General features: G+C 72.3%; 18 protein-coding genes. 6 read left to right on the forward strand and 12 right to left on the reverse strand.

What is annotated here, in order from left to right; translation table 11 throughout:
* Positions 1-57: 57 nt before the first annotated feature.
* From AB0F77_RS39035 to AB0F77_RS39075, 9 genes are all read right to left on the reverse strand, one after another.
* Positions 58-3363: a S8 family serine peptidase gene (locus tag AB0F77_RS39035; protein WP_361958296.1), complete on the reverse strand. Its 3306-nt coding sequence runs from the start codon at positions 3361-3363 to the stop codon at positions 58-60.
* Between the two features lie 163 nt (positions 3364-3526).
* Positions 3527-4354, reverse strand: a complete 828-nt coding sequence (locus AB0F77_RS39040) for an ABC transporter ATP-binding protein (RefSeq protein ID WP_361958299.1) — start codon at positions 4352-4354, stop codon at positions 3527-3529.
* A complete protein-coding gene (locus AB0F77_RS39045) occupies positions 4351-5472 on the reverse strand; it encodes an iron ABC transporter permease (RefSeq protein ID WP_361958302.1) in 1122 nt (373 codons plus the stop codon). Before AB0F77_RS39045 ends, AB0F77_RS39040 begins: the two co-directional genes overlap by 4 nt.
* A complete protein-coding gene (locus AB0F77_RS39050) occupies positions 5469-6473 on the reverse strand; it encodes an iron ABC transporter permease (RefSeq protein WP_361958305.1) in 1005 nt (334 codons plus the stop codon). Before AB0F77_RS39050 ends, AB0F77_RS39045 begins: the two co-directional genes overlap by 4 nt.
* 79 nt (positions 6474-6552) lie before the next feature.
* Entirely contained in the window at positions 6553-7605 is a 1053-nt protein-coding gene (locus tag AB0F77_RS39055; RefSeq protein ID WP_361958308.1) for an iron-siderophore ABC transporter substrate-binding protein, read from the reverse strand.
* A gap of 157 nt (positions 7606-7762) precedes the next feature.
* A complete protein-coding gene (locus AB0F77_RS39060) occupies positions 7763-9565 on the reverse strand; it encodes a heparinase II/III family protein (protein WP_361958311.1) in 1803 nt (600 codons plus the stop codon).
* Positions 9566-9644: 79 nt separating this feature from the next.
* Complete coding sequence (locus tag AB0F77_RS39065) at positions 9645-11312, reverse strand: sugar ABC transporter substrate-binding protein (protein ID WP_361958314.1); 1668 nt, start codon at positions 11310-11312, stop codon at positions 9645-9647.
* Positions 11313-11385: 73 nt separating this feature from the next.
* The gene (locus tag AB0F77_RS39070) at positions 11386-12339 is read right to left on the reverse strand and encodes a carbohydrate ABC transporter permease (protein ID WP_361958317.1); all 954 of its coding nucleotides are present in this window, start codon (positions 12337-12339) and stop codon (positions 11386-11388) included.
* The gene (locus AB0F77_RS39075; protein WP_361958349.1) at positions 12336-13187 is read right to left on the reverse strand and encodes an ABC transporter permease subunit; all 852 of its coding nucleotides are present in this window, start codon (positions 13185-13187) and stop codon (positions 12336-12338) included. Before AB0F77_RS39075 ends, AB0F77_RS39070 begins: the two co-directional genes overlap by 4 nt.
* 383 nt (positions 13188-13570) lie before the next feature.
* On the opposite strand from AB0F77_RS39075, the gene AB0F77_RS39080 reads away from it, so the two are divergent.
* The 3 genes from AB0F77_RS39080 to AB0F77_RS39090 all read left to right on the forward strand — a co-directional run bounded on the left by AB0F77_RS39080 (position 13571) and on the right by AB0F77_RS39090 (position 18442).
* Positions 13571-14611, forward strand: a complete 1041-nt coding sequence (locus AB0F77_RS39080; protein WP_361958320.1) for a hydroxyacid dehydrogenase — start codon at positions 13571-13573, stop codon at positions 14609-14611.
* A gap of 189 nt (positions 14612-14800) precedes the next feature.
* The gene (locus AB0F77_RS39085; RefSeq protein ID WP_361958323.1) at positions 14801-15814 is read left to right on the forward strand and encodes a LacI family DNA-binding transcriptional regulator; all 1014 of its coding nucleotides are present in this window, start codon (positions 14801-14803) and stop codon (positions 15812-15814) included.
* A gap of 180 nt (positions 15815-15994) precedes the next feature.
* On the forward strand, positions 15995-18442 hold the full coding sequence (locus tag AB0F77_RS39090) for a polysaccharide lyase 8 family protein (protein WP_361958326.1): 2448 nt from the start codon (positions 15995-15997) through the stop codon (positions 18440-18442).
* Positions 18443-18506: 64 nt separating this feature from the next.
* Here the strand turns inward: AB0F77_RS39090 and AB0F77_RS39095 are convergent, their stop codons facing one another.
* Positions 18507-18938, reverse strand: coding sequence for a hypothetical protein (locus AB0F77_RS39095; RefSeq protein WP_361958329.1), 432 nt, complete (start codon positions 18936-18938; stop codon positions 18507-18509).
* Positions 18939-19047: 109 nt separating this feature from the next.
* Here AB0F77_RS39095 and AB0F77_RS39100 point away from each other — a divergent pair, with 109 nt between their 5' ends.
* Positions 19048-19938: an MBL fold metallo-hydrolase gene (locus AB0F77_RS39100; RefSeq protein WP_361958332.1), complete on the forward strand. Its 891-nt coding sequence runs from the start codon at positions 19048-19050 to the stop codon at positions 19936-19938.
* Between the two features lie 7 nt (positions 19939-19945).
* Here AB0F77_RS39100 and AB0F77_RS39105 read toward each other — a convergent pair whose 3' ends face one another.
* The gene (locus tag AB0F77_RS39105; protein WP_361958335.1) at positions 19946-21079 is read right to left on the reverse strand and encodes a GntR family transcriptional regulator; all 1134 of its coding nucleotides are present in this window, start codon (positions 21077-21079) and stop codon (positions 19946-19948) included.
* 158 nt (positions 21080-21237) lie between these two features.
* Between AB0F77_RS39105 and AB0F77_RS39110 the strand changes: the two genes are divergently transcribed.
* The gene (locus AB0F77_RS39110; RefSeq protein ID WP_361958338.1) at positions 21238-22647 is read left to right on the forward strand and encodes a hypothetical protein; all 1410 of its coding nucleotides are present in this window, start codon (positions 21238-21240) and stop codon (positions 22645-22647) included.
* Between the two features lie 63 nt (positions 22648-22710).
* Here the strand turns inward: AB0F77_RS39110 and AB0F77_RS39115 are convergent, their stop codons facing one another.
* Complete coding sequence (locus AB0F77_RS39115; RefSeq protein WP_361958341.1) at positions 22711-24186, reverse strand: MFS transporter; 1476 nt, start codon at positions 24184-24186, stop codon at positions 22711-22713.
* 256 nt (positions 24187-24442) lie between these two features.
* Between AB0F77_RS39115 and AB0F77_RS39120 the strand changes: the two genes are divergently transcribed.
* A complete protein-coding gene (locus AB0F77_RS39120; protein WP_361958343.1) occupies positions 24443-25375 on the forward strand; it encodes a cation diffusion facilitator family transporter in 933 nt (310 codons plus the stop codon).
* Positions 25376-25483: the final 108 nt, after the last annotated feature.

The following is a 25483-nucleotide window of genomic DNA, read 5'->3' on the forward strand; positions in this document are numbered from 1 at the left end:
CCCGGTCGGCCGAAGCGGCCCGCACGACCGGCCTCACAGCCGTGCGGGCGCCTCGGTTCACCTGGTGCGGTAGGCGTCGATGACCGTCTGGGAGAACGTGTCGCCGCCGCGGTCCGTCACCTGGGACCTGAAGGAGACGGAGCCGCCGGCCGGCGGGTTGTGCACGCTCACCCTGCCGCCGCGCACGTCGAGCCGGTGCCAGGTGTCGCCGCCGTCGTAGGAGACGGACACCTTGAGCGTGGCGGGCGCCGTGCCCTGGACGGTGACGGGCACCGACTGCCGCACACCGGCCGGGGCCGTGGAGTCCGGGGCGAGTGCGGGGCCGTAGCGGACCACGCTCGCCGGGAGGGCGACGGCCTTCGCCGTACGGGCGGAGGTGAACTCCGCCTGCCAGGTCACCGTGGAACTCACCGTCGACACACCGGTCGTGGCGCGGCCGACGGTCGTCACCACGCGGTAGCGGGCCTTGCCCGGCGGCAGCCGGAACCCGGTCGCGTCCAGCACGTCGTCCGCGGTGGCGAGCTTCCTGCCGTCGCGGTAGACCGTCGTGGACGCGGACCCGGCGTCGTACACGCTGGTGCCGGTGTGTCCCGCGCCGTCGGCGAACGGTGTGATGCGGCCGGTGAGGGTGTCGCCGTCGCGCACCAGGCCGGAGCCCTTCGTACCGAGCGCCGGTCCGAACACACCGGTGTTCACCGTGTCCGTGTGGCTGCTGCCCGCGCGGTAGAGCCGGTCGGGCAGGCGGTACTCGGCCACCGCCTTGTAGTTCGCGTCGAGTTGCTGGGAGTACTCGCCCCAGCGGTAGCCGCCCTGCACGTACACCGTGCGGATGTTCGGCAGGTCGGTGTAGAACCCGACCGCGCCCACGGGGACGTCGAGGGGCGCGGACCAGTTCAGTCCCACCGCGCCCTTCACCGGGCTGCCCTGACGGATCGTCAGCCTCGCGAGGTCCTTCGCCGCCACGTGCTGGGTGTGTCCGGTGTAGAAGGCGTCCTTCAGGGTGTCGACGATGTGGTACTCGTCGTCGCCGTTGTCCCAGTGGGACACGAAGTGCGAGGTCACCTCGCCGGGTTCCGGCGCGTCACCGAGCTGGGCCGAGCGTGCCCGCTCGGGTCCCGCGCCGAGGCCGACGGACGTCGTGGTGTCGCCGCCCGGCCGGTGCACGGTGGTGGTCAGGAAGGACGAGTAGCCCTCGGCGGCGGGGTCCGGCAGGGTGACGTCGATGGGCTTGGCGCGGCGGGCGTCGACCTCGATGGTCATGTCGCGGTCCACGGTCATCTCGGGTGCGACCAGATAGTCCAGCCCCAGGCCGCCGTTGTCCTCGCTGAAGGTCTTGCCGACGATCGTGTAGTCACCGGCGGGCACGCGCACCGATCCGGTGCCGTCCTCCCCCGCGACCAGTTCGAAGACGTCGGTGCCGATGCCGGTCAGATACGCGGCCCACTCGTAGGGGCCGGGGATGGAGCCGTCGCGGCCGACGGCCTTGAAGGTGACGTCGAAGGTGTGGGCGGCGCGGTTCACACCGCCGGCGCCGCGGATCGTCTGCCCGCCGCCGGTCGCCGTCATCGAGAAGGCGTAGGCACCGGTGGTCTCGCCGCCGGTCCTGGTGTCCACGGTCACGGTGACACCGGCGGTGCCGCCCGCGGGCACGGTGACGTGGTCGGCGCCCAGGGTGAGGAAGCCCTCGGGGGCGGGTTCGCCGGAGGGTCCTGTGGCACCGGCGGTCAGGGTCAGGTCGACGGCGGTGTCACCGTCGTTGCGGTAGGTGACGGTCCGGGTCAGCGGCTCGTCGTCGGTGTGCGGCCAGGCCACGCTGCCGAAGTTCAGCGACACCGGTTCGGCCACGACGGTCTGCCCGCTCGCCCGTACGAGGTCGACCCGGCCGGTGCCCTGTTCCTGGACGCCCTGGTCGCCGGGGGCGGCCGAACCGACGAGCGCCGCCTTGATCTGCCGGCCGCTCCAGTCGGGGTGCTGCTGGGCGAGCAGGGCCGCGGCGCCCGTCACGTGCGGGGTGGCCATGGAGGTGCCGCTCATCGTCACGTAGCCGGGAGCGGGGTGCGGGTAGTCGAGCCGGGTGCCCTCGGCGGAGGCGGCCGTGATGTCGACGCCGGGCGCGGTGAGGTCGGGCTTGACACCGCCGTCCTCCAGGCGGGGTCCCCGGGAGGAGAAGTCCGCGAGGACGTCCTGCTTGTCGACGGCGCCCACGGTCAGCGCGCCCTCGGCCACCCCGGGGGACCCGAGGGTGGTGGCGCCGGGGCCCGAGTTGCCCGCGGCGACGACGAACAGGGCGCGGTCGGAGAGCGCGTCGACGGTCTCCTCCAGCGGGTCGGTGCCCAACTGGTCGGGCGCGCCGAGGGACATGTTCACGATGTCGGCGCCCTGGTCGACCGCCCACTGCATGCCGGCCATGATGTCGGAGGTGAGTCCGGAGCCGCCGGTGTCGAGCACCTTGCCGATGAGCAGGGAGGCGCCGGGGGCCACACCGCGGTACTTGCCGTCGGAGGCGGCGCCGGTTCCGGCCGCGATGGAGGCCACATGGGTGCCGTGGCCGTTGTGGTCCTGGGTGTCGCCCTCGCCGGTGAAGTCCTGCCGGGCGACGATCTTGCCGCCCACGTCGGGGTGGCCGGCGTCGATGCCGGTGTCGAGGACGGCGATCTTGACGCCGGTGCCGTCGAAGCCCTTCCGCCACACCTCGGGGGCACCGATCTGGGGCACGCTCACGTCCAGCGCGGCGCGCACCGCCCGGTCGAGGACGACGGAGTCCACGCCCGGGGCCAGGCGGAGCGCGCCACCGGAGGGCCGGGTGAGCGCGGACCAGGCGCGGCCGGCGTCCCCGGCCGGGAGGACCAGGGCGTCGCCGTCCACCGCCGCGAGGTCGCGGACCGTGCCGCGGGCCCGCTCGCGCAGCCGGCCGCGCACGGCCGCGTCGTCGTCGGCGTACTCGACGATGACGGGCACACCGCCGTCGGCCAGGTCCCGGTACTCGGGCCTGGCCAGTTCCGTCGTGTCGAACAGGGTCCGGTCCAGGCGGCCGGCGGCGAGCAGCGGTTCGGCGTCGGCGGGGACGACGTAGTGGTGCCCGCCGGACTCGCTGATCTGCACCGGCACGGAGCGGCGTCCCTCGGCGGGGGTCACGCCGAGGACGTCGCCGTCCGGGCCGAGCAGGACGCGGTCGCCCGTGATCAGGGTGACGGTGCGCACGGCCGTCCCGGCGGGGGCGGCCTGCGCCGGACGGGCGGCCGGGGCCGGACCGTCGTCGGCCGCGGCGGGCGGGCCGCCGGCCAGCCCGGTCGTCAGGGCGGCCGCGAGGGCGAGTGCCGCGGTGGCGGCGGTCGCGGCGGGTCTCGTGCGTCCTGTTCTCAACTCTGCGGTTCCTGTCTGTAGGTGGGGGCCAGGCAGACGAACTCATGGCGATCCGGACCGCACTCCACGTGGTCCAGGCCATTCGACCCATCTTGGCATGGCCGCCTCACCCGCAACAGGTGGGCAAAGTCCCGCAGTTGACCTGCCGTCCTCCGTAACTTCCTTATGCAACAGGCGAGTTCAGGGACGCCTGCCAGGTTCGGCCGGGGACCACCAGCGGTCCGCCCGTCACCGGATCGGGAACGACGACCGAGGACAACCCGAAGACGTCCGCCACGAGTTCGGCCGTCACGACCTCCCCCGGCGGGCCCTGCGCCACGATCCGCCCGGCCTTCATGGCGACGAGGTGATCGGCGTACCGGGCGGCCTGGTTGAGGTCGTGCAGCACCGCGACCACGGTGCGCCCGCGCTCGTGGTTGAGCTGCCGCATCAGGTCCAGGACCTCGACCTGGTGCGCGATGTCGAGATAGGTCGTCGGCTCGTCCAGGAGCAGCAGATCGGTGTCCTGCGCCATCGCCATGGCGATCCAGACGCGCTGGCGCTGGCCGCCGGACAGCTCGTCCAGCGGCCGCTCGGCCAGGTCCAGGGTGGCGGTGCGCTCCAGGGCCTCGGTGACCGCCCGTTCGTCGGCCTCCGACCACTGCTGCCACCACCGCTGGTGCGGCTGGCGGCCCCGTGCGACGAGGTCGGCGACGGTGATGCCGTCGGGCGCCACGGGCGTCTGCGGCAGTACGCCGACGGTGCGGGCCACCTGCCGGCCGGGCAGTCGGGCGAGGTCCGTGCCGTCCAGCAGGACCTCGCCCGCACGCGGCTTCAGCAGCCGGCCGAGCGCCTTGAGCAGCGTGGACTTGCCGCACGCGTTGGGTCCGACGACCACGGTGACCCGCCCGTCCGGCACGTCCAGGTCGAGGCCCTCGATGACGGTGCGGCCCTCGTAGGCCAGGGTGAGGTTCCTGGCCGTGAGGCGGGCTGCGGGAGCGGTGGTGGTCACGAAGTGCCTCCGGAACGGCCGCGGTTGCGGGAGCGGGAGATGAGCCACATCAGATACGGGGCTCCGACGACGGCGGTGAGGACACCCACCGGCAGCTCGACCGGGGAGAACAGCCGACGGGCCAGCAGGTCGGCGACCACCACGACCAGGGCGCCGGTCAGCGCCGAGGAGAGCAGCGGGGTCTGAGGCGCGCGGGTGAGTCTGCGGGCCAGTTGCGGGGCGAGCAGGGCGACGAACCCGATCGGTCCGGTGGCGCCGGTGGCCACGGAGGCGAGGACCACGCCGAGGGCGGTGAGGCCGACGCGGGTCCGGTTCAGCCGTACGCCGAGCGCGGTCGCGGTCTGGTCGTCGAAGGAGACGGCGCGCTGGGCCCGTGCCGCCCACAGCAGGGCCGGGACCGCCGGCAGCAGCACGAGGGCCAGGGGGCTCGCCTGGTCGTAACCGCGGCTGTTGAGCGAGCCGGTGAGCCACACCTTCGCCTGCTGGGCCGCCAGGATGTCGCCCTTGGTCAGCAGCAGCTGGACCACCGAGCCGAGCGCGACCGAGACCGCGATGCCCACGAGGACGAAGCGCGAGGCGTTCAGCCCGCGCCGCCAGGCGAAGGCGTACACCAGGAGGGCGGCGGCGAGGCCGCCGGCCACGGAGGCGTAGGGCAGTTGGTCGTGGCCCACCAGGTCGAAGCTGATCGCGGCCACGGTGGCGGCGCCCGCGCCCTGGGTGACACCGATGACGTCGGGGCTGGCCAGCGGGTTGCGTGCGACGGTCTGGATCAGGGCGCCCGCCAGACCGAACGCGGTGCCGCTGAGCAGGCCCACGACCAGCCGCGGCAACCGCAGTGTGCCGACGACGAGTTGATCGGGGCTGGGCCTGCCGAGCAGCACCCGGACCACCTGGTCGGGCGGCACGAACGACTCGCCGACGCACAGCGAGAGGACCACGGCGGCCGCGAGCAGCACCGCGAGCACCAGCGCCACGGCGACGGACCGGCGGTGCACGAGGAAGCTGACGGACGCGGGGCGCAGCACGCCGTAGCCGGCCGGGCGGACACCCCGCGGGACCGTCGGCCGCGGCGTGGCGGCGCCCGGGACGGGGCGGGCGTCGGAGGCGGTGCGGCTCATGCGGTGGCCACCGCCCGCCGCCGGACCAGCGCGATCAGGAACGGCACGCCGATGAGCGCGGTCATGACGGCCACCGGCACCTCCGAGGGCGGGAAGACGATACGGCCGAGGACGTCCGAGCCGAGGACCATCACGGGGCCGAGCAGCGCGGACAGGGGCAGCACCCAGCGGTGTGAGGTGCCCACCAGCGCGCGGGCGATGTGCGGGACGGCGAGGCCGGTGAAGCCGACCGGGCCGACCATGGCGACCGCCGCGCCGGTCAGTACGGTCGCGCCGAGCGCGCCGAGGGCGCGCACCAGGGCGACGTTGTGCCCGAGGCCCTTGGCGGCCTCGTCCCCGAGCGCGAGGGCGTCCAGGCCCCGGGAGAGGGCCAGGACTAGGACCGCGCCGACGGCCAGGAAGGGGGCGGTCTCCAGGGCGATGCCGCCGTCGCGCCCGCTGAGCGAGCCCACCTGCCAGAACCGGAACTCGTCCAGGACCCGGGCGTTGGTGGTGACGATGCCGGACACGATGGCGGCGAGGAAGGCGTTCATCGCGGCGCCGGCGAGGGCGAGCCTGACCGGCGAGGCCCCGCCGCGCCCGCCGCTGGCGATGACGTAGACGCCGGTCGCGGCGAGCGCGGCGCCCAGGAACGCGAACCAGACGTAGCCGTTCAGGGTGTGCACGCCGAAGAAGGCGATGGCGCACACCACGCCGACGGCCGCGCCCTGGCTGACCCCGAGGATGCCCGGCTCGGCGATCGGGTTGCGGGTGATGCCCTGCATCACCGTGCCGGCGAGCGCCAGCGCGGCGCCCGCCAGCAGTCCGACGACGGTGCGGGGCACCCTGAGCGTCCGGACCACCTGGGCGTCGTCGCTGGTGCCGCCGTGCACCAGGGCCTGGTACACGTCCGTCGGGGCGATCTGCCGGCTGCCGACCGCGAGGCTCAGCAGGACGGCCAGGAGCAGCATGACGGCGCCGGCCGACAGCCAGGCCGCGCGGCGGCCGGTGGGTGGCGACATTCCCCGTTCTCTCTTTCGGTTCTGCGACGTGCTTCTCGGCGTGTTCTTCTTCGACGTCGCCCCGCGCGGGGGCGCCCGGTCAGGCGGTGAGGTACTTCTCCAGGTCGTCCAGGACCGAGTCGGCCGCGGTGACGCCGAGACCGAGGTACCAGGTCTCGTCGGACACGTTGTACGCGCGGCCTTCCTTGACCGCCTTCAGGTTCTTCCACAGCGGGTTGCCCTGGGCCTTGCTCATGGAGGTGGCACCGGGGTCGCCGTAGACACCGCTGAAGATGTAGTCCGCGCCGGCCTTGTCGATGTTCTCGGCGTTGATCTCGACCGCCAGCTCGTTGACGTCCTGGTTCTTGGGACGCGGCACACCGAGGTCCTTGAGGATGGTGCCGATGAACGAGTAGTTGGCGTAGAGCCGGATCACGCCTTCGGGCCGGTAACGGACCATCGACACCGTGGGCTTGTCGGGGCCGAGCTTGTCGCTGAGCGCGGTGACCCGCTTCTGGTAGGCGGCGAGATTGGCCTCGGCCCGGGCGGACTTGTCCAACGCGGCGGCGTTCAGGCGGTAGTTCTCCTTCCAGGTGAAGCCGGGGCGGATGGAGAAGACGGTGGGCGCGATCTGCGACAGTTCGTCGTAGGAGTCCGCGGCGCGCAGCTGGCTGCCGAGGATGAGGTCGGGCTTGAGGGCCGCGATGGCCTCCAGGTTGAGGGTGCTGGAGACACCGACGCTCTTGGGGCTGCCCGCGCCCTTCAGGTACGCGGGCAGTTTGGGGGAGCCGTCGGAGTAGGCGACACCGACGGGCTTGATGCCCAGGGAGACAACGTTGTCCAGTTCACCGACGTCCAGGACGACCACCCGCTCGGGCTGTGCCTCGATGACGGTCTCGCCCATGGCGTGGCGGATGGTGCGCGGCCACTGGCCGGGCTTGGCATCGGTGCCGAACTTCGCGGTCCGCTCGGCCGCAGCGGCGAAGTCCTTGCCGCCCGTCGCCACCGACTTGGAGTCCTTGGCCGCACCGTCGGCGGCCTTGGCGGAGGAGTTCGTTCCGGTGGCCGAGGAGGAACCGCTGCCGCAGCCCGCGAGGGAGAGCGCGGCGGCGACCGCGAGGGCGACGACGGCTCCGCTACGTCGAGAAGGCATGACTGACCCCCAGAATTAGTTCACAACAGAACAATAAGGCGAGCCTTACCTTACACCGACGATCAACCCCGCGACACGGCCGCGCTCCGGGGCGACATTCCATGACGGAAGGCCACGAAGGCCCCGATGTACGGGATGAAGGGCCGGATGCCGGGGGTCACCCGGCGGTCGGCGAAGCCGTTCCGGTGGCGCTCAGGGTGAGGACAAAACGGTGCTCGGGCGCGGAACGGCCGTGCAGCCGGAGGCGGTGGACGGTGTCCGGGGCGCCCGAGTGGTCCGTCGTCCGGATCTCCTCCACGACCGGCCGCCACACGTGCTCGTCGTACGTGAGGGTCGCCGTCCCGCTCGCCGAGGTCCACCGCACCGCGCCCGGCAGCAGCCGTGGGCGCAGCCGGCTGACGAACAGTTCCTCGACGGGGACGGGGCCCGCGGGCGAGGGGCCGAAGGAGTCGGTCAGTTCGAGGGTGGCCGTGTCCCGGTGCCAGCGGAAGGAGCGCACCAGCGACGGGCCGTGCGGGTAGCCGGCGGTGAGGTCGAGCCGCAGGTCCGCCCCGTCGGGCCGCAGCCGGACGTCGAGGGTCCGGGCGACGGCGCCGGCTCCCGTGCGCTGCGGGTGGCCGCCGACCACGGGGACGGAGTGGCCCTCGGCGCCGGGGTGCAGCAGCGTCGGCCGCCGGTCGGTGAAGTACTCCTCGGTGTACTCGCCCGCGCCGAGGTCCGTGAGCAGCGGTTCGCCGGCGACGCCCAGCACGAAGTGGCCGAGGTCGTCGTGGTTGTGCGGCTCGTCGTTGTGCCCGCCCTTGGCGGCGAACGCCACGGGTACGCCGTCGAGCTCGCCCCGGTCGATCAGCCAGGCCGGGTCCGGCAGCCAGGAGGTGCCGGCGGGCACGGTCCTGCCGAGGAGCGCGGGGTCCGTCCACAGGAGGGTGCGGGAGAGATGGGCCCAGCGGTGGCAGTGGTCCTCGTCGAGGTCGGGCACGTCGCTGACGTCGGGCCAGGGGGCGCCGAAGCGGTGGTGCAGCCGGGAGAGGAGCCCCACGGCGCCCATCCGGGCGACCGCGGAGTCGGAGAAGGGGACGGGGGTGCCACCGCCGAGCTGCACGGCGGCGGGGAAGGCCGCGATCTCCGCCATGCCGGGGGTGGCGGCCAGGAGGTCGAGGCCGGTGCGGGCGCGCAGGGCCTCGGCGAAGTAGACGTAGTACCCGACGCCGTACTCCCAGTAGGCGGCTCCCTCGGGGCAGCCGCCGTCGGGGGTGAGGCCGCCGCGGAAGGTGTCCATGGCGCCGAGGACCCGCCGCAGGCCCGTGGCGAGAACGGCAGGGTCGTCCTCGACGGCGAGCAGGGCCATGCCCGCCGAACCGGCGCACACCGCCGACCAGTTGTTGGCCATCGTCTCCCAGGGGTGGGGCCGCGGCTCGGCGAAGACGGGGGTCAGCACCCGACGGCGGACCTCGTGCACGACCCGGTCGAGCACCGGTCCGGGCAGGACGCCGCGCAGCAGGGCGGTGAGCTCGGCGAGGGTGTGGGCGGTCTCGCTCGCGAACAGGTCCACGCACCGGTCCATCCCCGTGCCCATGGCCCCTGCGCACCAGGCGTGGGCGGGCAGGGCCCAGGTGTACTCGTCGCACACCGACCAGAGCATGTCGGCGAGCGCGGTGACGACGACCGGTTCCCCGTCCACGAGGGCGGCGACGGCCAGGGCGCAGAGCCTGCCGCGCCGGGCGAAGTAGGGCCGCTCGTAGGAGAGTCGGTCGCCGTTGTCCGCGTAGCGCCGGTGGAGCGACCAGGTCGGCAGCGGCTGCGGGCCCTCGACGACGGCCCGGTCGGCCTCCGCGCGGACGCGGTCGAGGAGCGGGGCGAGGTGCGGCCGTGCGGGCAGCGCCCGGAAGTCCTCGGGGGCGAGGGCGGGCGAGCCGTCCGCGCGCTCCAGTGCGGTGCGCAGTCGGGTCAGGGTGAACATGGGCTCCCCGGGCGGTGGGGGCGCCCGGTCCCGCGGGTCGGCACGCGGGACCGGGGCCGTACGTGGCGCCTGTGCGCGGTTACCTGCTGCCGGCGTGCTGGGTGGCGAGTTCGTGGGCGATCCGGTCGCCGCCCTGGTCGCGGAACCGTTTGACGACGCCGTCCCAGGAGGACAGCGGCTGCTTGCCGGAGACGATGCCGCTGACGGCGTCCCCGATCTGGGTGTTGAGGGTGGCCCACTTGGCGCTGTAGGTGGCCGAGCCGAGGACGTAGGGCGCGGCGGGGTTGGCGACGCCGGTGGAGATCATGTCCTTCTCGGCCTCGTATGCCTCCTTGCTGGCGTCGGCGCGGCCGGGGTTGTAGATGACCTGCGGTGCCGAGGCGATGTACCCGAAGGGGATGTTCGTCTTGTTCTCCGTCTTGCCCAGCTCGGTGGGGATCGAGGGACCGCCGTCCTCGCCCCGCTCGAAGTGCACACCTTCCAGCCCGTAGTTGATGAGCTCCCACTCCTTGGAGCCGAAGGGGGCGGCCAGGTGGTCCATGATGCGCAGGAGCATCTTGATGCGTTCGGGGGATGCCTTCTTGAGGCTGGTGAAGCCGAACACCCCGGTGCCGAACCAGGCGGTGGGGCGGTCGCCGTAGGTGCGGACGACCTTCACGGGCCAGGCGTCGCCGACGATGCCGGCGTACCCGGCGAAACCGGCCCAGCCGTCCACGACGGTGGAGGTGGTGCCGTTCTCGAACAGGGTCTTCATCCGGGTGGCCGGCATCGACACGGCCTCGGGGTGCCACAGGCCCTTCGACCAGAAGGAGCGCATGGTCTCCAGGGACTGCCTGAACTCGTCCGTGGTGAACGTCGAGACGAACTCCTCGCCGTCGAGGCGCCAGAGGTTGGGCGCACCGGCGGCGGCCGCGTGGTACGGGTAGCCGCACGGCAGGGTGGAGCAGTCGCCGAGGGCGAAGCCGCGCCGTCCCCTCTTCTTGAGCTTCTTGAGTTCGAGCAGGCCGGAGGTGAACGCGTCGGTGGACAGGTGCTTGCCGGTGAGCCCGGCCGGGCCCGCCTCGTCGCCGTTGGCGAACATGCCGTAGGCGATGCGCGGGCGCTCGATCGGCACGCCGTAGATCCTGCCGCCGATCCGTCCCATGCCCTGCCAGGCGTACGTCGGGATGTTCGCGAGGTTGGGGTACTCCTTGATGGCGTCCCCGGACAGGTACGGGGTGAGGTCGGCGCAGCGGGAGGCGATGAACTGGGCCTCGTTGGGCACGATGTAGCCGCCCTCGAAGGCCATCATGTCGGGGATGTCGTTGCCGGCCATCATGGTGGAGAACGTCGTGGTGTAGTTGGTGCCGACGTCCGGGACGACCTTGAGCTCCAGCTTGACCCCGAGCGCCGAACCGACCGCGTGGAACAGCTTGTTGGAGTCGTCGAAGCGGGTGACCGTGCCGTAGGAGTCGCACATCATGGTCACGGTCGAGCCGTCGCCGGGGGTGCCGTGGGTGGCGGTGAACAGGTCGGACGGGTACGTCAGATAGGCGTTCTGGACCCCGTCCGACGTGCCCGGCAGGTCGGGCTCGGCTCCGGTGCGCGGGATGTAGGAGGGCCAGGGGGCCTGCTTCTTGCCGGAGTTGGAAACGTCGGCGGTTCCGCCGCCGGAGTCGCACGCGGCCAGCAGCGGAACCCCCGCCGCGGCGGCGGTCGCACCGCCGGCCAGCTTCAGCAGTGTTCTGCGGGACATCGATGAGGACATGGCGAAGCTCTTCCTGGGTGTCTGGGAGTGGATCGGGCGGGCGGGCCCGGGAAGGCGGGTGGGGGCCGCGGGGTCAGCTCTTGACGGCGCCGACGAGGACGCCCTTCGTGAAGAAGCGCTGGAGGAAGGGGAAGGCGATCAGGATGGGCAGGACGGCGATGACGACCATCGCCATCTCCTGGGTCTGCGGCGCCATGTGGACGGCGGCCTCGCTGCCCGCGGCGGCGTCGCTGCTCGCGCCCGCGGAGACGTAGAGCTGGAGCACCGTCTGGAGCGGCCACTTGCCGGTGGACGGCGCGATGTAGAGCATGCCGTTGAAGAAGTTGTTCCAGTACGTGACGGCGTAGAAGAAGCCGACGACGGCGACGATCGACCTCGACAGGGGCAGCACGATCCGGAAGAGGACCTGGAGTTCGCCGGCGCCGTCCAGCCGCGCGGCCTCGTAGAGTTCGCCGGGGATGCCCTGGAAGAAGCCGCGCATCACGACGAGGTTGAACACGGAGATCAGCACGGGCAGGATCAGCGCCCAGTCCGTGTCGGTCAGGTGCAGGCCGTGGACGAGGAGCCAGCTCGGGATGATGCCGGGCGGGAACAGGAACGCGATCATGCAGCCGAGCAGCACCGGCTTGCCGCCGAAGACACCGGGGCGGGCCAGCGCGTAGGCGAGGGTCGTCGTGGCCAGCAGGGAGAGCGCGGTGCCCACGACGGTCACGCCGGTGGAGACGAGCATGGCGTGGGTGACGGTGCCGCCGGACAGGATCTGCCGGTAGGCGTGCAGGGAGATGTGCTCCGGCCACAGCGACCAGCCGCCGTTGCGGATGACCTGCGCGTCCGGTGAGAGGCTGGTGGCGAGCACCGCCCAGAACGGGACGAGCACGGCGAGCACGGCCAGGGTGAGGGCGACGGCCTTGCCGGCGGAGGTGGCGCGCTTCGGCTCCCCCTGCCAGGGCGGCCTGGTGGCGGTGCGGCGCCGGTCCGTGCGGGAGGGGGCGGGCGCAGAGGCGGTGGTGGCGGTGGTGGCGGTCACTGGTACACCCCTTGCTCGCCGAGCATGTGCGCGACCTTGTTGGCGCCGAGCACCAGGAGCAGCCCGATCAGGCCCTTGAAGATGCCGGCGGCGGCACCGAGCGACCAGTCGCCCTGGCTGACGCCGTGGTAGTAGACGAAGGTGTCGAGGACTTCGGAGACCTGGGGGCCGAAGGAGCTGCGCTGGTTGAGCACCTGGTCGAAGCCGACGTTGAAGATGTCGCCGAGGCGCATGATCAGCAGCAGGACGATCACCGGCCGCAGCGAGGGCAGGGTGACGTGCCACAGCCTGCGCCAGGGGCCGGCGCCGTCCAGCGCGGACGCCTCGTAGAGCTGGTCGTCGACCATTCCCAGGGCCGCGAGGAAGATGATGGTGCCCCAGCCGCAGTCCTTCCAGATCAGCTCGACGATCATCATGGGCTTGAAGAGGTCCGGGTCGCTCATCAGGTCGACGACATGGGTGCCGTCGCCCAGCACGCCGTTCAGCACACCGGTGGAGCCGAGGAGTTGCTGGAACAGGGCGACGGCGATGACCCAGGAGATGAAGTGCGGCAGGTAGAGCACCGACTGCACGAAGGTCCGCGCCCGGCGGCTCACCAGCGAGTGGAGCAGCAGGGCCAGGGCCAGCGGCACCGGGAAGAAGAAGACCAGTTGCAGCGCCGACAGTGACAGCGTGTTCACGAGGGCGTGCCAGAACGACGGATCGGCGAACAGCCGGCCGAAGTTGGAGAAGCCCACCCACGCGCTGGCGTTGATGCCGACGAACGGCACGTAGTCCTTGAACGCGATGACGTTGCCGATCAGGGCGCCGTACTGGAAGACCACGAAGTACAGCACGCCGGGCACCATCAGCGCGAGCAGCACCCGGTCACGGCGGACACGGGTGAGCGGTGCGGGCTGCCGCGCCCGGGTGCCCGAGCGGGCGGCGGCGGGCGGGCCCGGCGGTGCGGGGTCCGCAACGCCCGTACCGCTCGGGCCTCTTGTGCGGGGGAGGACGGGCACCTCAGCTCCCTTCGTCGGGGGTTCGTCAGCCGGAGCGAGCGCTACGGATGAGCGGAGACGCTAAATCGCTTTCCATGCGCCGTCAACACCTCGCGCACAGCCCTGAGGAGCCAACAGGGCCTTCTACCATGGAGTTTGCGAGGCAGAGCCGCTGCTTGACGCGCAGATGGGTGCACCGTACCGTCCATTTCTGAAATCGCTTTCCACTCCCTGCATCGAGAGGCTCCCCCGTGCTCGATCGCACGACAGCGCCCGCCGCACGGCCGCGCGCACTCCTCGCACTCGATCCGGACCTGCGCGACCGGCTCTTCCCGCCGGACCTGCTGGCCCGGTTGGACAAGCTGGTGGATCTCGCCGACCCGGTCGTGACCGACTACGGCCGGCCCGGCGCCCAGGACCTCCTGGCCGGCACCGAGGTGCTGGTCACCGGCTGGGGCGCACCGCCGCTCGACACCGCGGCGCTGGAGGCCGCGCCCCGGCTGAGGGTGGTGGTGCACGCGGCGGGCAGCGTGAAGGAGGGCGGGATCTGCCCGCAGGTCTGGGACCGCGGCATCCGGGTCTCGTCGGCGGCGGAGGCCAACGCCTGGCCGGTGGCGCAGTACACGCTCGCGGTGATCCTGCTGGCCGGCAAACGGGCCTTCCACCTCGCCGCCCGCGCGGCCGAGGGCGACTTCCGGTCCTGCCCGCCGGACACCGGCACGGGCAACGCCGACCGGACCGTCGGTGTGGTCGGCGCCTCCCGGATCGGCCGTCTCGTCCTGGAGCAGCTGTCCGCGCACGGCTTCCGGCTGCTGGTCGCCGACCCCTACCTGTCCGAGGCCGACGCCAAGCTGCTCGGTGCCGAACCGACCGGCCTGGACGACCTGATGGCGCGCAGCGACGTCGTCACCCTGCACGCGCCGCTGCTCGCCGAGACCCGCCGGCTCGTCGACGACCGCAGGCTCGGGCTGATGCGCGCCGGGGCGGTGCTGGTCAACACCGGCCGCGGCGGACTCGTCGACACCGAGGCACTGGTGCGGCACTGCACCGGGTTCCCCGGCCGCGACGGCCGGATCGACGCGGTCCTCGACGTCACCGATCCCGAACCGCTCCCCCGTCACCACCCCCTGTTCGCGCTGCCCAACGTCTTCGTCACCCCGCACGTGGCGGGCGCGCTGGGCAGTGAGATCCGGCGGCTGGGCGCCTTCGCCGTGGACGAGGTCGAGCGCTGGCTCACCGGCCGTCCCCTGGTGGGGCTCGTCGAGGCCCGGGATCTCGCCCGGATCGCGTGACGTGCGACCGCGTGCCGGGCCGGGTGGGCACGAACAGGCAGGTGGCGGCCCGTCCGGCCGGCCGATCCGCTAGCGTCGGCTCAGGCAGCCGGACAGCACCGACGACGAGGGGGACGGCAGATGGCCCGCAGTGGCACGACGCGCGGAAGCGGCCGGAACGGGGGGACCCCGAAGGCGACCGTGAGCGACGTGGCCAGGCGTGCCGGGGTCTCCCCCGCCACCGTCTCCCGGGTGCTGAGCGGCAACCACCCCGTCGCGGCCGCCACGCGCACCAAGGTCATGCGGGCGATCCGCGAGCTCGACTACGTGGTGAACGCGCACGCCCGTGCGCTGGCGGGCAGTCACACCAAGACGGTGGCGATCATCCTGAGCGATGTCACCGCGCCGTTCTTCAACACCATCGCGGGCGGCATCCAGCGGCAGGCGACACTGGAGGGGCGGCTGTGCCTGATCTGCGCGAGCGACGGCGATCCGGACCGGGAGCTCGCCATCGTCTCGATGCTGCGGGAGCAGCGCACGGACGCGGTGTTCCTCATCGGCGGGATCACCGACACCCCCGAGTACCGGCACCGCATGGCCCGGTTGGCGCACGCCCTCAACGACGCGGGGTCGCGTCTGGTGCTGTGCGGCCGGCCCTCGCCCGGCGACGACCTGCCGGTCACGGTGGTGGAGTACGACAACGAGGGCGGTGCCTTCTCGGCGGCCAGCCATCTGCTGTCGGCCGGGCACGAACGCATCGTGTTCCTGGGCGGCATGGAGGGCAACACCACCACGGAGGCGCGCACCGGCGGGCTGCGCCGCGCCATGGCCTCCTACGGACTCGAACTCGACCCGGAGCTGGTCGTCCTGGGGCAGCTGGACCGGGGCTTCGGGTACCGGGCGACCAAGCAACTCGTCGAGGACGGGGCCGAGTTCACCGCGATCTTCGCCTGTGACGACCCGGTGGCCGCGGGTGCCGTGGCCGCCCTGCGGGAGGCGGGGCTCGACGTGCCGGGCGACGTGTCCGTCATCGGCTACGACGACCTCAGCCCCGCCGAGGACGTCTTCCCCGCGCTGACGACCGTGCACATCCCGCACGAGGAACTCGGCCGTACGGCGGTGCGGCTCGCCCTGCACCGCGACGACCCCGACCGGCCGACCCAGCACGTCGTGCTGGGCACCCATGTCGTGGTGCGTCGGTCGGTTGAGCGCCGCACTTTGTAATCGCTTTCCGTTCGTTCTGATGCCGGTGAACGCCTTCAGCATGCCCAAAAGCACAGCTCACATGGCATGTTGGGGGGCTCCGGACGTGCAATCATCCGCCGTGCGTGAACCATTGACGCCCTCCATGGAAACCGCTTACCTTCCTCGCTAGCCGGACCCGACGCGGCAAGGAGGCGTTCCATGAGCACGGACAGACATGAGCCCGGATCGGTCCACCGACGGAACACGGGGGTGTCCCGGCGCAGGCTGCTCCAACTCGGCACGGCGGCGGCCGTCGCCACCGCCGGGGGCCTGACGCTCCCGGCGGGGACGGCCGCCGCGGCCGACGACGACTTCGACATCCTGCGCGGCCGCTGGCAACAGCTCCTCACCGGAGGGGACTTCGACGCGACGGCGGCACCCTACGCCGACGCCCTCGCCCGACTCGGCACCCAGGCACGGCAGTTCCGGAGCACGATGACCCCGGACGCCGCCTCCCTGTGGCCGGACCTCCCGCTCGGCCGTGTCTCCAACAACATCACCCAGAGCTGTGTCCGGCTCAGGACGATGGCGCTGGCCCACGCCCAGCCCGGCACCGGCGTGACCGCCGACGCCACGCTCGCCGCGCAGGTGGCCGCCGGCCTCGACCATCTGGGCGGCCACGCCTACACGGCGTCCACCGCGACCTACGACAACTGGTGGGACTGGCAGATCGGTGCCCCCAAGTCCCTGCTGGACGCCTGCGTCCTGGTGTACCCGCACCTCAGTGCGGCGCAGGTGGCGGCCTACTGCGCGGCGATCGACCACTTCGTGCCCGACTCGGCGGTGGCGTCGTACAGCGGCAACAGCACGGGGGCCAACCGGGCGGACCTGTGCAAGGTCATCGCCCTGCGGGGTGTGGTGGGCAGGGACGCCGCGAAGGTCGCCCTGGCGTCCGGTGCCCTGTCGCCGATCTTCCCCTACGTCACCACCGGGGACGGGCTCTACGCCGACGGCTCGTTCATCCAGCACACCGACATCCCGTACACGGGTACGTACGGCGAGGTCATGCTGGGCGACTTCAGCTGGCTGTTCGCCCTGTTCGCCGACTCGCCCTGGGCGGTCACCGACCCGCAGGTGGCGAACGTCCTGGACTCGGTCACCCGCGCCTACGCGCCGTTCGTCTACAACGGCATCGCCATGGACGGGGTGTCGGGCCGGGCCATCAGCCGCGGACTCCAGGGCGGCAACCCGGTGGCGCAGAGCGACCACACCCGCGGGCACGCCCTCATCTCCGACATCCTGCGCCTGGCCGCCTCCGGCATGGGCGGCGCCACGCAGTCGGCCGCGTGGAAGGCGACGGTCAAGGGCTGGATCACCCGCGAGGCGTCACTGACCTCGCTCCCCTATCTGTCGGACCCGGGTGTCGGCGTCCCCGAACTCGCCCGCGCCCAGGCCCTGCTGGCCGACAGGACCGTCGAACCGGCGGCGGAGCCGGTCGGGCACCGGCTGTTCGCCATGGACCGGGCGGTGCACCGGCGCCCCGGCTGGGCCGCCGCCGTCAGCATGTGCTCGGCCCGCACCACGTACTACGAGAACGGCAACGGGGAGAACCTGCGAGGCTGGCACACCAGCAACGGCATGACCTACTGGTGGGGCGCCGGCCACGACAACGACCAGTACTCGGACGGTTTCTGGCCCACCGTCGACCCGTACCGGCTGCCGGGCACGACCGTGTCCACCAAGCGGCTCTCCGACGGGGAGGGCGGCGCCTGGGGCGCGCCGCGTCCCGCCGCGACCTGGGCGGGCGGCGCCACCGACGGCACGTACGCCTCCCTGGGCCAGGACGTGCGCGGTCTGTCGAGCACCCTCAGGGCGAAAAAGTCGTGGTTCTGCCTGGGTGATTCGATCGTCTGCCTGGGCGCGGGCATCGAGGCGACCGACGGGGTGCCGATCGAGACGATCGTCGACAACCGCAACCTGGGGGCGGCCGGCACCCGGCCGCTCGTCGTGGACGGCCGGCGCCAGCCTGCGACGCCCGGCTGGAGCAGGGCGTTCCCGCGGGCGCGCTCCGTCGCGATCGACGGCGTCGGCGCCTATCTCTTCCCCGAGGGCGCCACGGTCCACGCGCTTCGGGAGGCCCGTACCGGCACCTGGCACGACATCAACACCGGCAGCAGCACCGAGGAGGTGACCCGCCCCTACCTCACGCTCTGGTTCGACCACGGCACCGACCCGGAGGGGGCCGGCTACAGCTACGTCCTGCTGCCCGGCGCCGGCCACGACGCGGCCGTACGTCATCGCGCGCCCCGCGTCCTGGCCAACACCGCGCGGGTCCAGGCGGTGGTGGACGAGTCCGAGCGCGTCCTCGCCGCCAACTTCTTCGACGCGGGGAGCGCGGGCCCGGTCACCGTGGACGCCCCGTGCTCGGTCCTGGTGCGCGCCCGGCGCGACACGTTGACGGTCGCCGTCAGCGACCCGACGCAGACGGGCACCTCCGTCACCGTGACGCTCGACGCCACGGCGGTCCGCGCGCTCGACACCGATCCGGCGGTCGACCTGACCGACCGGCACCCGGTCACCCTGCGGGCCGATGTGTCCGGCGCGCACGGCGCGAGCCGTGTCGTCACCCTCGCCACCCGCAGACCGGCCCTCCACGGCTGCTGGTGACATACGGACGCGTCGCGGGGGCCGCCGGACGGTCTGCGGCCCCCGCCCCCGACTCCCCCTGCCGTCAGGGGAGTTCCTTCAGCAGCTCGGGGGTCAGGAAGTACTTCTCGTACTCGGTGCCCGCGAAGTGCTCGCCCATCAGACGGGACCACAGGAGCACCGCCTTCAGCGGACGGTGGTTGATCACGATGCGGCGGACCTCGCCCGCGTCGTCGTACCGGACCACGACCACACTGCCGATCGGCTCGTCGCGCACCCGCGAGACGTAGTCCTCGACGAAACCGCGCTCGCCGTACTCGCCGACGTACAGGAACTCCTGGTAGTCGTACAGCGTGCGGGCGAACCCGAGGATGGCGCGCACCGCCTCCGGGCCCTCGACGATCCCGTTCAGGACGGACGCCTCCATGGTGACGTCGGCGGCCAGCCTGTCGAGCCAGGACGGACGGTAGTCCGTCCGCCGCAGGCTCTCGTCCCCGCTTCCCGTGTAGGTAGTCATGATCGATCCCCTTGTAGGTGTTATTGGCTTACTTCTTTCACCGTAACGCGGTCGCAGCACTCCGTGCACCGATTGACATAAGTAAAAAACTTATGCTTCTGTCATCGACATGAGCACTCTCCTCTACGACGTCCATGTGTCGGGCATGACGCCGGTCGCACCCGCCGCGCTCCGCCTGCCCGACGGCACACCGGGGGCGTGGTCCCCGCTGGCGCACACGCTGATCCACGGCCCGACCGAGGCCGCCCTGGTGGACCCGCCGATCACCCTGGCCCAGGCGGCGGCCCTCGGTGACTGGGTGGAGGGCTTCGGCAAGCGGCTGTCGTTCATCTACGTCACCCACGGCCACGGTGACCACTGGCTCGGCACCCGGCCGCTGGTCGAGCGCTTCCCCGGGGTACGGGTCCTCGCCACCCGGGGCACGATCGACGCGATCAGGGCCGCCGCCCCGGACGGGCACGCGACCGGGCTGTGGCCGGCCGCGTTCCCGGAGCAGCTCGCCGCGGCGCCCGTCGAGCTCGACACCGCGCCGAAGGAGGGCTTCGAGGTCGACGGGCACGTGCTGCTGCCCGTCGAGGCCGGGCACAGCGACATGGACGACACCTCCGTGCTGTACGCCCCCTCGATCGGGCTGGTGGCGGCGGGCGACGTGGTCTACAACAACGTGCACCAGTACCTCGCCGAGGCGGCGGACGGCGGGATCGACGCCTGGCGGCACGCCCTGGACGTCGTCGCGGACCTCGACCCCGCCCGTGTCGTGGCGGGCCACCGCGACCCGACCCGGCCCGACGCCCCCTCCGACATCGCCGAGACCCGGGCGTACCTCGACGCCGCCGAGGAGGTCCTCGCCGGGCGGCCGACCCGGCGGGGGTACTTCGACGAGATGACCCGGCGCCACCCGGAGCGGGTGAACCCGCTGACCGTGTGGATGTCCGCGCTCAGGCTGCTGCCCCCGGAGGAGGACCGACCGCTCGCGCCGGAGCCCGGCGGGGAGGGGTGACGCCCGTTCAGCCGCGCCGGGGTGCCGGTCCCGTGGAGTCGCGCACCACCAGGCGGGGCACCAGGGCCTCCTGGCGGCGCGGCGACTCCGGCTCGGCGATCCGCGCGGCCAGGACGTCCACCGCGCGCGCTCCGATCTCGGCCTTCGGCGGGGACACCGCGGTGAGCGGCACCTCGCACAGATCGGCGACCTCGTCGTCGTAGCCGATCACGGAGAGGTCGCCGGGCACGTCGAGGCGGCGCCGCCGGGCGGCATGGATCAGGAGGGACGCCTCACGGTCGGCGAAGCACAGCACGGCCGTCACACCGTGGTCCAGCACACGGTCGAGGAACCCGTCGGCGTCCGGGGCCGTCCAGCGCGGCAGTGACGCCGTGACGGCCCCGCCCGGGGCCTGCGCGGCCCGCTCCAGCCCCGCGGCCAGCCCCGCGCGGATCTGCGGGGCGGTGTGCGGGCTCGTGCGCTCCATGTAGCCGATCCGGGTGTGCCCGAGGCGCAGCAGGTGTTCGAGGGCCGTCAGCGCGCCCGCCGCATGGTGGGAGCAGACGAACTCGTGGAGGGTCGCGGGCAGTTCGAGGCCGCGCTCGACGAGTACGACGGGCACGTCGAGCCGGTCCGGTTCCGCGGGCCAGAAGGGTGTACCGCCGTCGCGGAGCGAGGGGACGAGAATCAGCCCGGACGCCTCCGCGCGGATCAGCTCCTCCACGGCCTCCTGTTCGCGCCCCGGGTCCCAGTCGGTGCTGCGCAGCAGCATCCGGGAGCCGCGCAGGGCGAGCCGCCGCTCGATGCCGGCGACGACCCTCGGGTAGTAGTACGTCAGCGACGGCACGACGACCCCGACCGCGTACCCGGTCTCCGTGGTCCGCGGCTCCGAGACGTACGTCCCCGATCCCTGCCGCCGGTAGACCAGACCCTCCTGGACGAGGAGGTCGACGGCGCGGCGCACGGTGTTGAGGCTGACCTGCTGGTCGCGCGCCAACTCCTGTTCGGTGGGCAGTTTTCCGGCGGGCCAGCGCAACTCGGCGATGCCGCGGCGCAGTTCGTCCGCGAGCCGGCGGGTCTTGTGGCCCCTGGCCGCCGAACCGGCGGGACTCCGCGGCCCGTCGGCCTCCGCCACGGTCACGTCCCCCGGGTTCGCTGTCACACGGTCGACCCTACCGGTCGTCATCAGCCGCGCCCGGGGCCGGGATCCAATGATTCATTCCAATGAATCTGTTGACTCAAGGAATGACTTGGGCCCACACTCCTCGGCGAAGCGCAGCACGACCCGCCAACTCCCCCACTCCGAGCCGAGGTTCAGTCGTGTCCGTTCCCCTGGTCACCCGCAGAGGGGTCCGCCTGCCGGCGCTCCTGGTCTGCGTCCTGCTCCTGTTCGCCCTGCCGGGCGGCCACTCGGCCCTCGCGGCCGGGGCCTCGCCCGACGCGGCCGCCGCCACCAACTACTACGTGGACCCGGTGGGCGGTTCGTCCGCCAACCCCGGTACGTCCGCGCAGCCCTGGAAGACCTTCCAGGACATCTTCGCCCAGGGCCGGACCTACGCCTCGGGCGACGTCGTGTACCTGCTCAGCGGCAACTACGGCAACGCCGTCGTCACCGGCGGCATCTCCTCGGGCAGCCGGACCATCAAGGCCGCGCCCGGCGCGACACCCCGCTTCAAGACCCTGCGGTTCGCGTCCGGCGCCACCCGCTGGACGGTGGACGGCGTGCTGGTCTCGCCGCAGGAGGCGGACGGCACCTACACCACGGGCAACCTGGTGCAGTTCGACTCCGGCGCCACCAACGACGTCCTGCGCGGCTCCCAGGTCCGCGCGGCGAGCGATACGGCGGCGGACACCTGGTACAACAACGACTGGGTGAACCGCAGCGGCACCGGGGTCCTGGTCGTCGGCGCCAACAACCAGGTGCTCGACAACCAGATCCGCAACGTCCGCAACGGTGTGATGCTGGAGCGCACGTCGACCGCGGGCGCCGGGGCCACCGGGGCGGTGGTCAGGGGCAACAAGGTCGAGCACTTCTGGGAGGACGCCTACCGCTGCAAGGTGAGCGGCTGTCTGATCGAGTACAACACCGCGGTCAACAGCTACGCGGTGGTGCCCGCCGGCACGGAGAGCGACCCGCCGCACCGGGACATGTTCCAGAGCTACCGCGGTGACGGCAGCTTCACACCGGTCTCCGACGTGGTGCTGCGGGGCAACGTCTTCATCAGCCGCATGGGCACGCGCTACACCAAGGTCCCGTTCCAGTACAACGACAAGTACACCATCCAGGGCCTGAGCGCCTTCGACGGTCCGTACAACAACTGGACCATCGAGAACAACGTCGTCCAGGTCGAGGTCGGCCTCGCCATGGGCCTGTACGGGATGAACAACAGCCGGATCGTCAACAACACCGTCGTGCCGCGCTACCCGGCCGCGGACAGCGAGATCCGCCTCACCAACCAGAAGGACGGCACCCCGCCGACCGGCGACGTCGTCCGCAACAACCTGGCGCACAAGTTCAACACCGCCGCCGCGGCCGACGCCCAGCACTCCAACAACATCGAGGTCGGCACCGCCTACGCCAACCACTTCGTGAACTACCAGGCGGGCGACCTGCATCTGAAGGCGGGCAGCACCGCGATCGGCGGTGCCACCGACCGGAACGCGCCGACGATCGACGCCGACAGGAAGCAGCGGTCCGCGCCATTCGACGTGGGCGCCTACGAGTACTGAGCCCACCTCCTCGTGTCGCGGCCGTTTCCGGTCGCGACACGAGGCGACCGGTGGCGCGTCCGGTCAGACCTTTGCCGTGGCAGCCTCCGCCGACAGCGGGGTGGCGATGTCCTCCAGGGAGCGGCCCTCCGCCGCGACCGCGAAGAACACCGCCACCAGGCCGGCCGCCAGCATCAGGGCGGCGCCGACGGAGAAGGCGAGCACCGCGTCCGAGACGACACCGCTCTCGGTCAGTCCGGCGAACACGAGCGGACCGGCGATGCCGCCCGCGGCCGTGCCGATGGCGTAGAAGAAGGCGATCGACATGGCCCGGGTCTCCATCGGGAAGATCTCGCTGACCGTCAGGTACGCCGAACTGGCGCCCGCCGAGGCGAAGAAGAGCACCACGCACCAGCACAGCGTCATGGTGGTCGCGTTCAGGACCCCGGCACCGAAGAGCGCGGCGGTGACGAACAGCAGCAGCGCCGAGAGGATGTAGGTGCCGGCGATCATCGGCCGGCGTCCCCAGGTGTCGAAGAGGCGCCCGAGCAGCAGCGGGCCGAGGAAGTTGCCGGCCGCGATGACCGCGAAATAGTAACCGGTCATGCCGCTGGACACCCCGAAGAAGCGCACCAGGATCGAACCGAAGCCGAAGGTGATGGCGTTGTAGAGGAACGCCTGCCCGATGAAGAGCGCGAACCCGAGGGTCGCGCGCCGCGGGTAGCGGCGGAAGACGGTGCGGGCGATCTCGCCGAAACCGACGGAACCGCGCTGCCGGATCCTCATCTCACCCCGCGCGTCGGGCAGTCCGCGCCCGGTCTCCCGTTCGACCTCGTGCTCCACGTCGTCGACGAGCCGTTCCGCCTCCTCGGACCTGCCGTGCATCAGCATCCACCGCGGGCTCTCCGGCACATGGCGCCGCACCAGGAGGATCACCAGGCCGAGGACGACACCGAGACCGAAGGAGAGGCGCCAGCCCACGTCCGCCGGGAAGATGCTGGTGTCCAGGGCGAGCACGGACAGCAGCGCGCCGCCCATCGCGCCCAGCCAGTAGCTGCCGTTGATGATGAGGTCGACGCGGCCCCGGTACCTGCTGGGGATCAGTTCGTCGATCGCGGAGTTGATGGCCGCGTACTCACCGCCGATGCCGAAGCCGGTCAGGAAGCGGAAGAGGAAGAACCACCAGGCCGAGAAGGACACCGCGGTCAGCGCGGTCGCCGCCAGATAGACGGCGAGCGTGACCAGGAACAGCCTCTTGCGGCCGAAGCGGTCGGTGAGCCGGCCGAAGAACAGCGCGCCGGAGCAGGCCCCCGCCACGTACAGGGCGGCGGCGATCCCGGTGACCTGGGCGTCGGTGACGGCCAGTCCGCTGCCGTCCTCGGAGAGCCGGCTGGCGATGGAGCCGACGACCGTGACCTCCAGGCCGTCGAGGATCCACACCGTGCCGAGGCCGATCACGATCATCCAGTGCCACCGCGACCACGGCAGCCGGTCGAGCCGCGCGGGCACCCGGGTCGTCACCGTCCCGGCCCCCGCCGCGCCTGGTACGTCCTCGCTCATCGCCCCGCCTTCCGGTCGTTCCACGTCCGCGGCCCGCGCGGCCCGGGGCCGCGCCGGTCAGCGGTACCACTGAGGAGATCCGCGCAAACCGGGCCGTAGCACCCGGCAGACACCCGATGGGCACCGCACGGGCCACCGGCTTCCCCCGCGCCCACCGGACAAACCACCGGGTGACACGGTGTCCCGCCCCGGTTGCAAGGCGCACCCGGCCGGGTACCCGGAGGCGCAGTGGATCGCACGAGGGGACGGTGAAGGTGTGACAGCACAGCGGACAGGAAGCGGTGGGCAGGACCGGGACGGCAGGACCCGGATCACGGTCCTGGTCGCCCTGGCGGCCAATCTGGTGATCGCGGCGGCCAAGGGGGCCGCCGGGTTCCTGGCCGCGTCCCCCGCACTGCTCTCCGAGGCCGCGCACTCGGTCGCGGACAGCCTGAACGAGGTGTTCCTGCTGGTCGCGCTGCGGCGCAGCCGGCGCCCGCCGGACGCACGGCACCCGTTCGGCTACGGCAAGGAGCGCTACTTCTGGGCGCTGCTCGCCGCGGTGGGGATCTTCGTGATGGGCGGCTGCTTCTCCGTCTACCAGGGGCTGCACGCCCTCCGGTCGGAGCCGAAGGACTCGCACCAGGGGTACGTGGCCGGTCTTGTGGTGCTCGGTGTCGCCCTGGTGGCCGAGGGCACGTCCCTGGTGCGGGCGCTGTACCAGGCGCACCGGCAGCGGGGCCGGGTCGCGGACCCGGCGCTGCGCACGGTGATCGCCGAGGACGCGACGGCCGTGCTGGGTGTGGTGCTGGCCGGCGTCGGGATGATCCTGCACATGGTCACCGGAAACGTGGCGTGGGAGGCGGCGGCGTCCGTCGGCATCGGGGTGCTGCTGGTGTACGTGGCGTACCGGCTGTCGCGGGAGGCCCGGGACCGGCTGATCGGCGAGGCCGTGGACCCGGAGCTGAGCGAGGAGATCCACGCCCTGCTGAAGTCGGAGGCGGAGATCGACAACGTGGCGTCGCTGCTGACGATGCGGCTCGGCATGGACTCGGTGCTCGTGGCCGTCCGTGTCGACCTCGCGCCCGGGATCGACAGCGAGGACGTCGAGCTGGCCTGTGTGCGCATCCGGGAGCGGATCACCGAGCGCTGGCCGCAGGCGGACCAGGTGTACCTGGACATCACCGAGGCACCCGGGCTGCACGCCTGAACGCGCGGTTCCCCGCGCCCGTGAGGGGCGCGGGGAACCGCGCGCCCCGCCCCCCCGAAGCCCCGGCCCGGGGACCACCCCCGATAGGGAGAGCACACCGCAGAACAC

The sequence above is a fragment of the Streptomyces sp. NPDC026672 genome (genome assembly GCF_040638185.1).
GTDB lineage: Bacteria > Actinomycetota > Actinomycetes > Streptomycetales > Streptomycetaceae > Streptomyces.

What these genes read in the sequence shown, in the direction of transcription:
- AB0F77_RS39060 (WP_361958311.1), bottom strand. Translation starts at nt 9,565, where the DNA reads ATGTTCACCCTGACCCGACTGCGCACCGCACTGGAGCGCGCGGACGGC.
- AB0F77_RS39090 (WP_361958326.1), top strand. Translation starts at nt 15,995, where the DNA reads ATGAGCACGGACAGACATGAGCCCGGATCGGTCCACCGACGGAACACG.
- AB0F77_RS39045 (WP_361958302.1), bottom strand. Translation starts at nt 5,472, where the DNA reads ATGAGCCGCACCGCCTCCGACGCCCGCCCCGTCCCGGGCGCCGCCACG.
- AB0F77_RS39065 (WP_361958314.1), bottom strand. Translation starts at nt 11,312, where the DNA reads ATGTCCTCATCGATGTCCCGCAGAACACTGCTGAAGCTGGCCGGCGGT.
- AB0F77_RS39050 (WP_361958305.1), bottom strand. Translation starts at nt 6,473, where the DNA reads ATGTCGCCACCCACCGGCCGCCGCGCGGCCTGGCTGTCGGCCGGCGCC.
- AB0F77_RS39115 (WP_361958341.1), bottom strand. Translation starts at nt 24,186, where the DNA reads ATGAGCGAGGACGTACCAGGCGCGGCGGGGGCCGGGACGGTGACGACC.
- AB0F77_RS39055 (WP_361958308.1), bottom strand. Translation starts at nt 7,605, where the DNA reads ATGCCTTCTCGACGTAGCGGAGCCGTCGTCGCCCTCGCGGTCGCCGCC.
- AB0F77_RS39095 (WP_361958329.1), bottom strand. Translation starts at nt 18,938, where the DNA reads ATGACTACCTACACGGGAAGCGGGGACGAGAGCCTGCGGCGGACGGAC.
- AB0F77_RS39100 (WP_361958332.1), top strand. Translation starts at nt 19,048, where the DNA reads ATGAGCACTCTCCTCTACGACGTCCATGTGTCGGGCATGACGCCGGTC.
- AB0F77_RS39075 (WP_361958349.1), bottom strand. Translation starts at nt 13,187, where the DNA reads ATGGTGCCCGGCGTGCTGTACTTCGTGGTCTTCCAGTACGGCGCCCTG.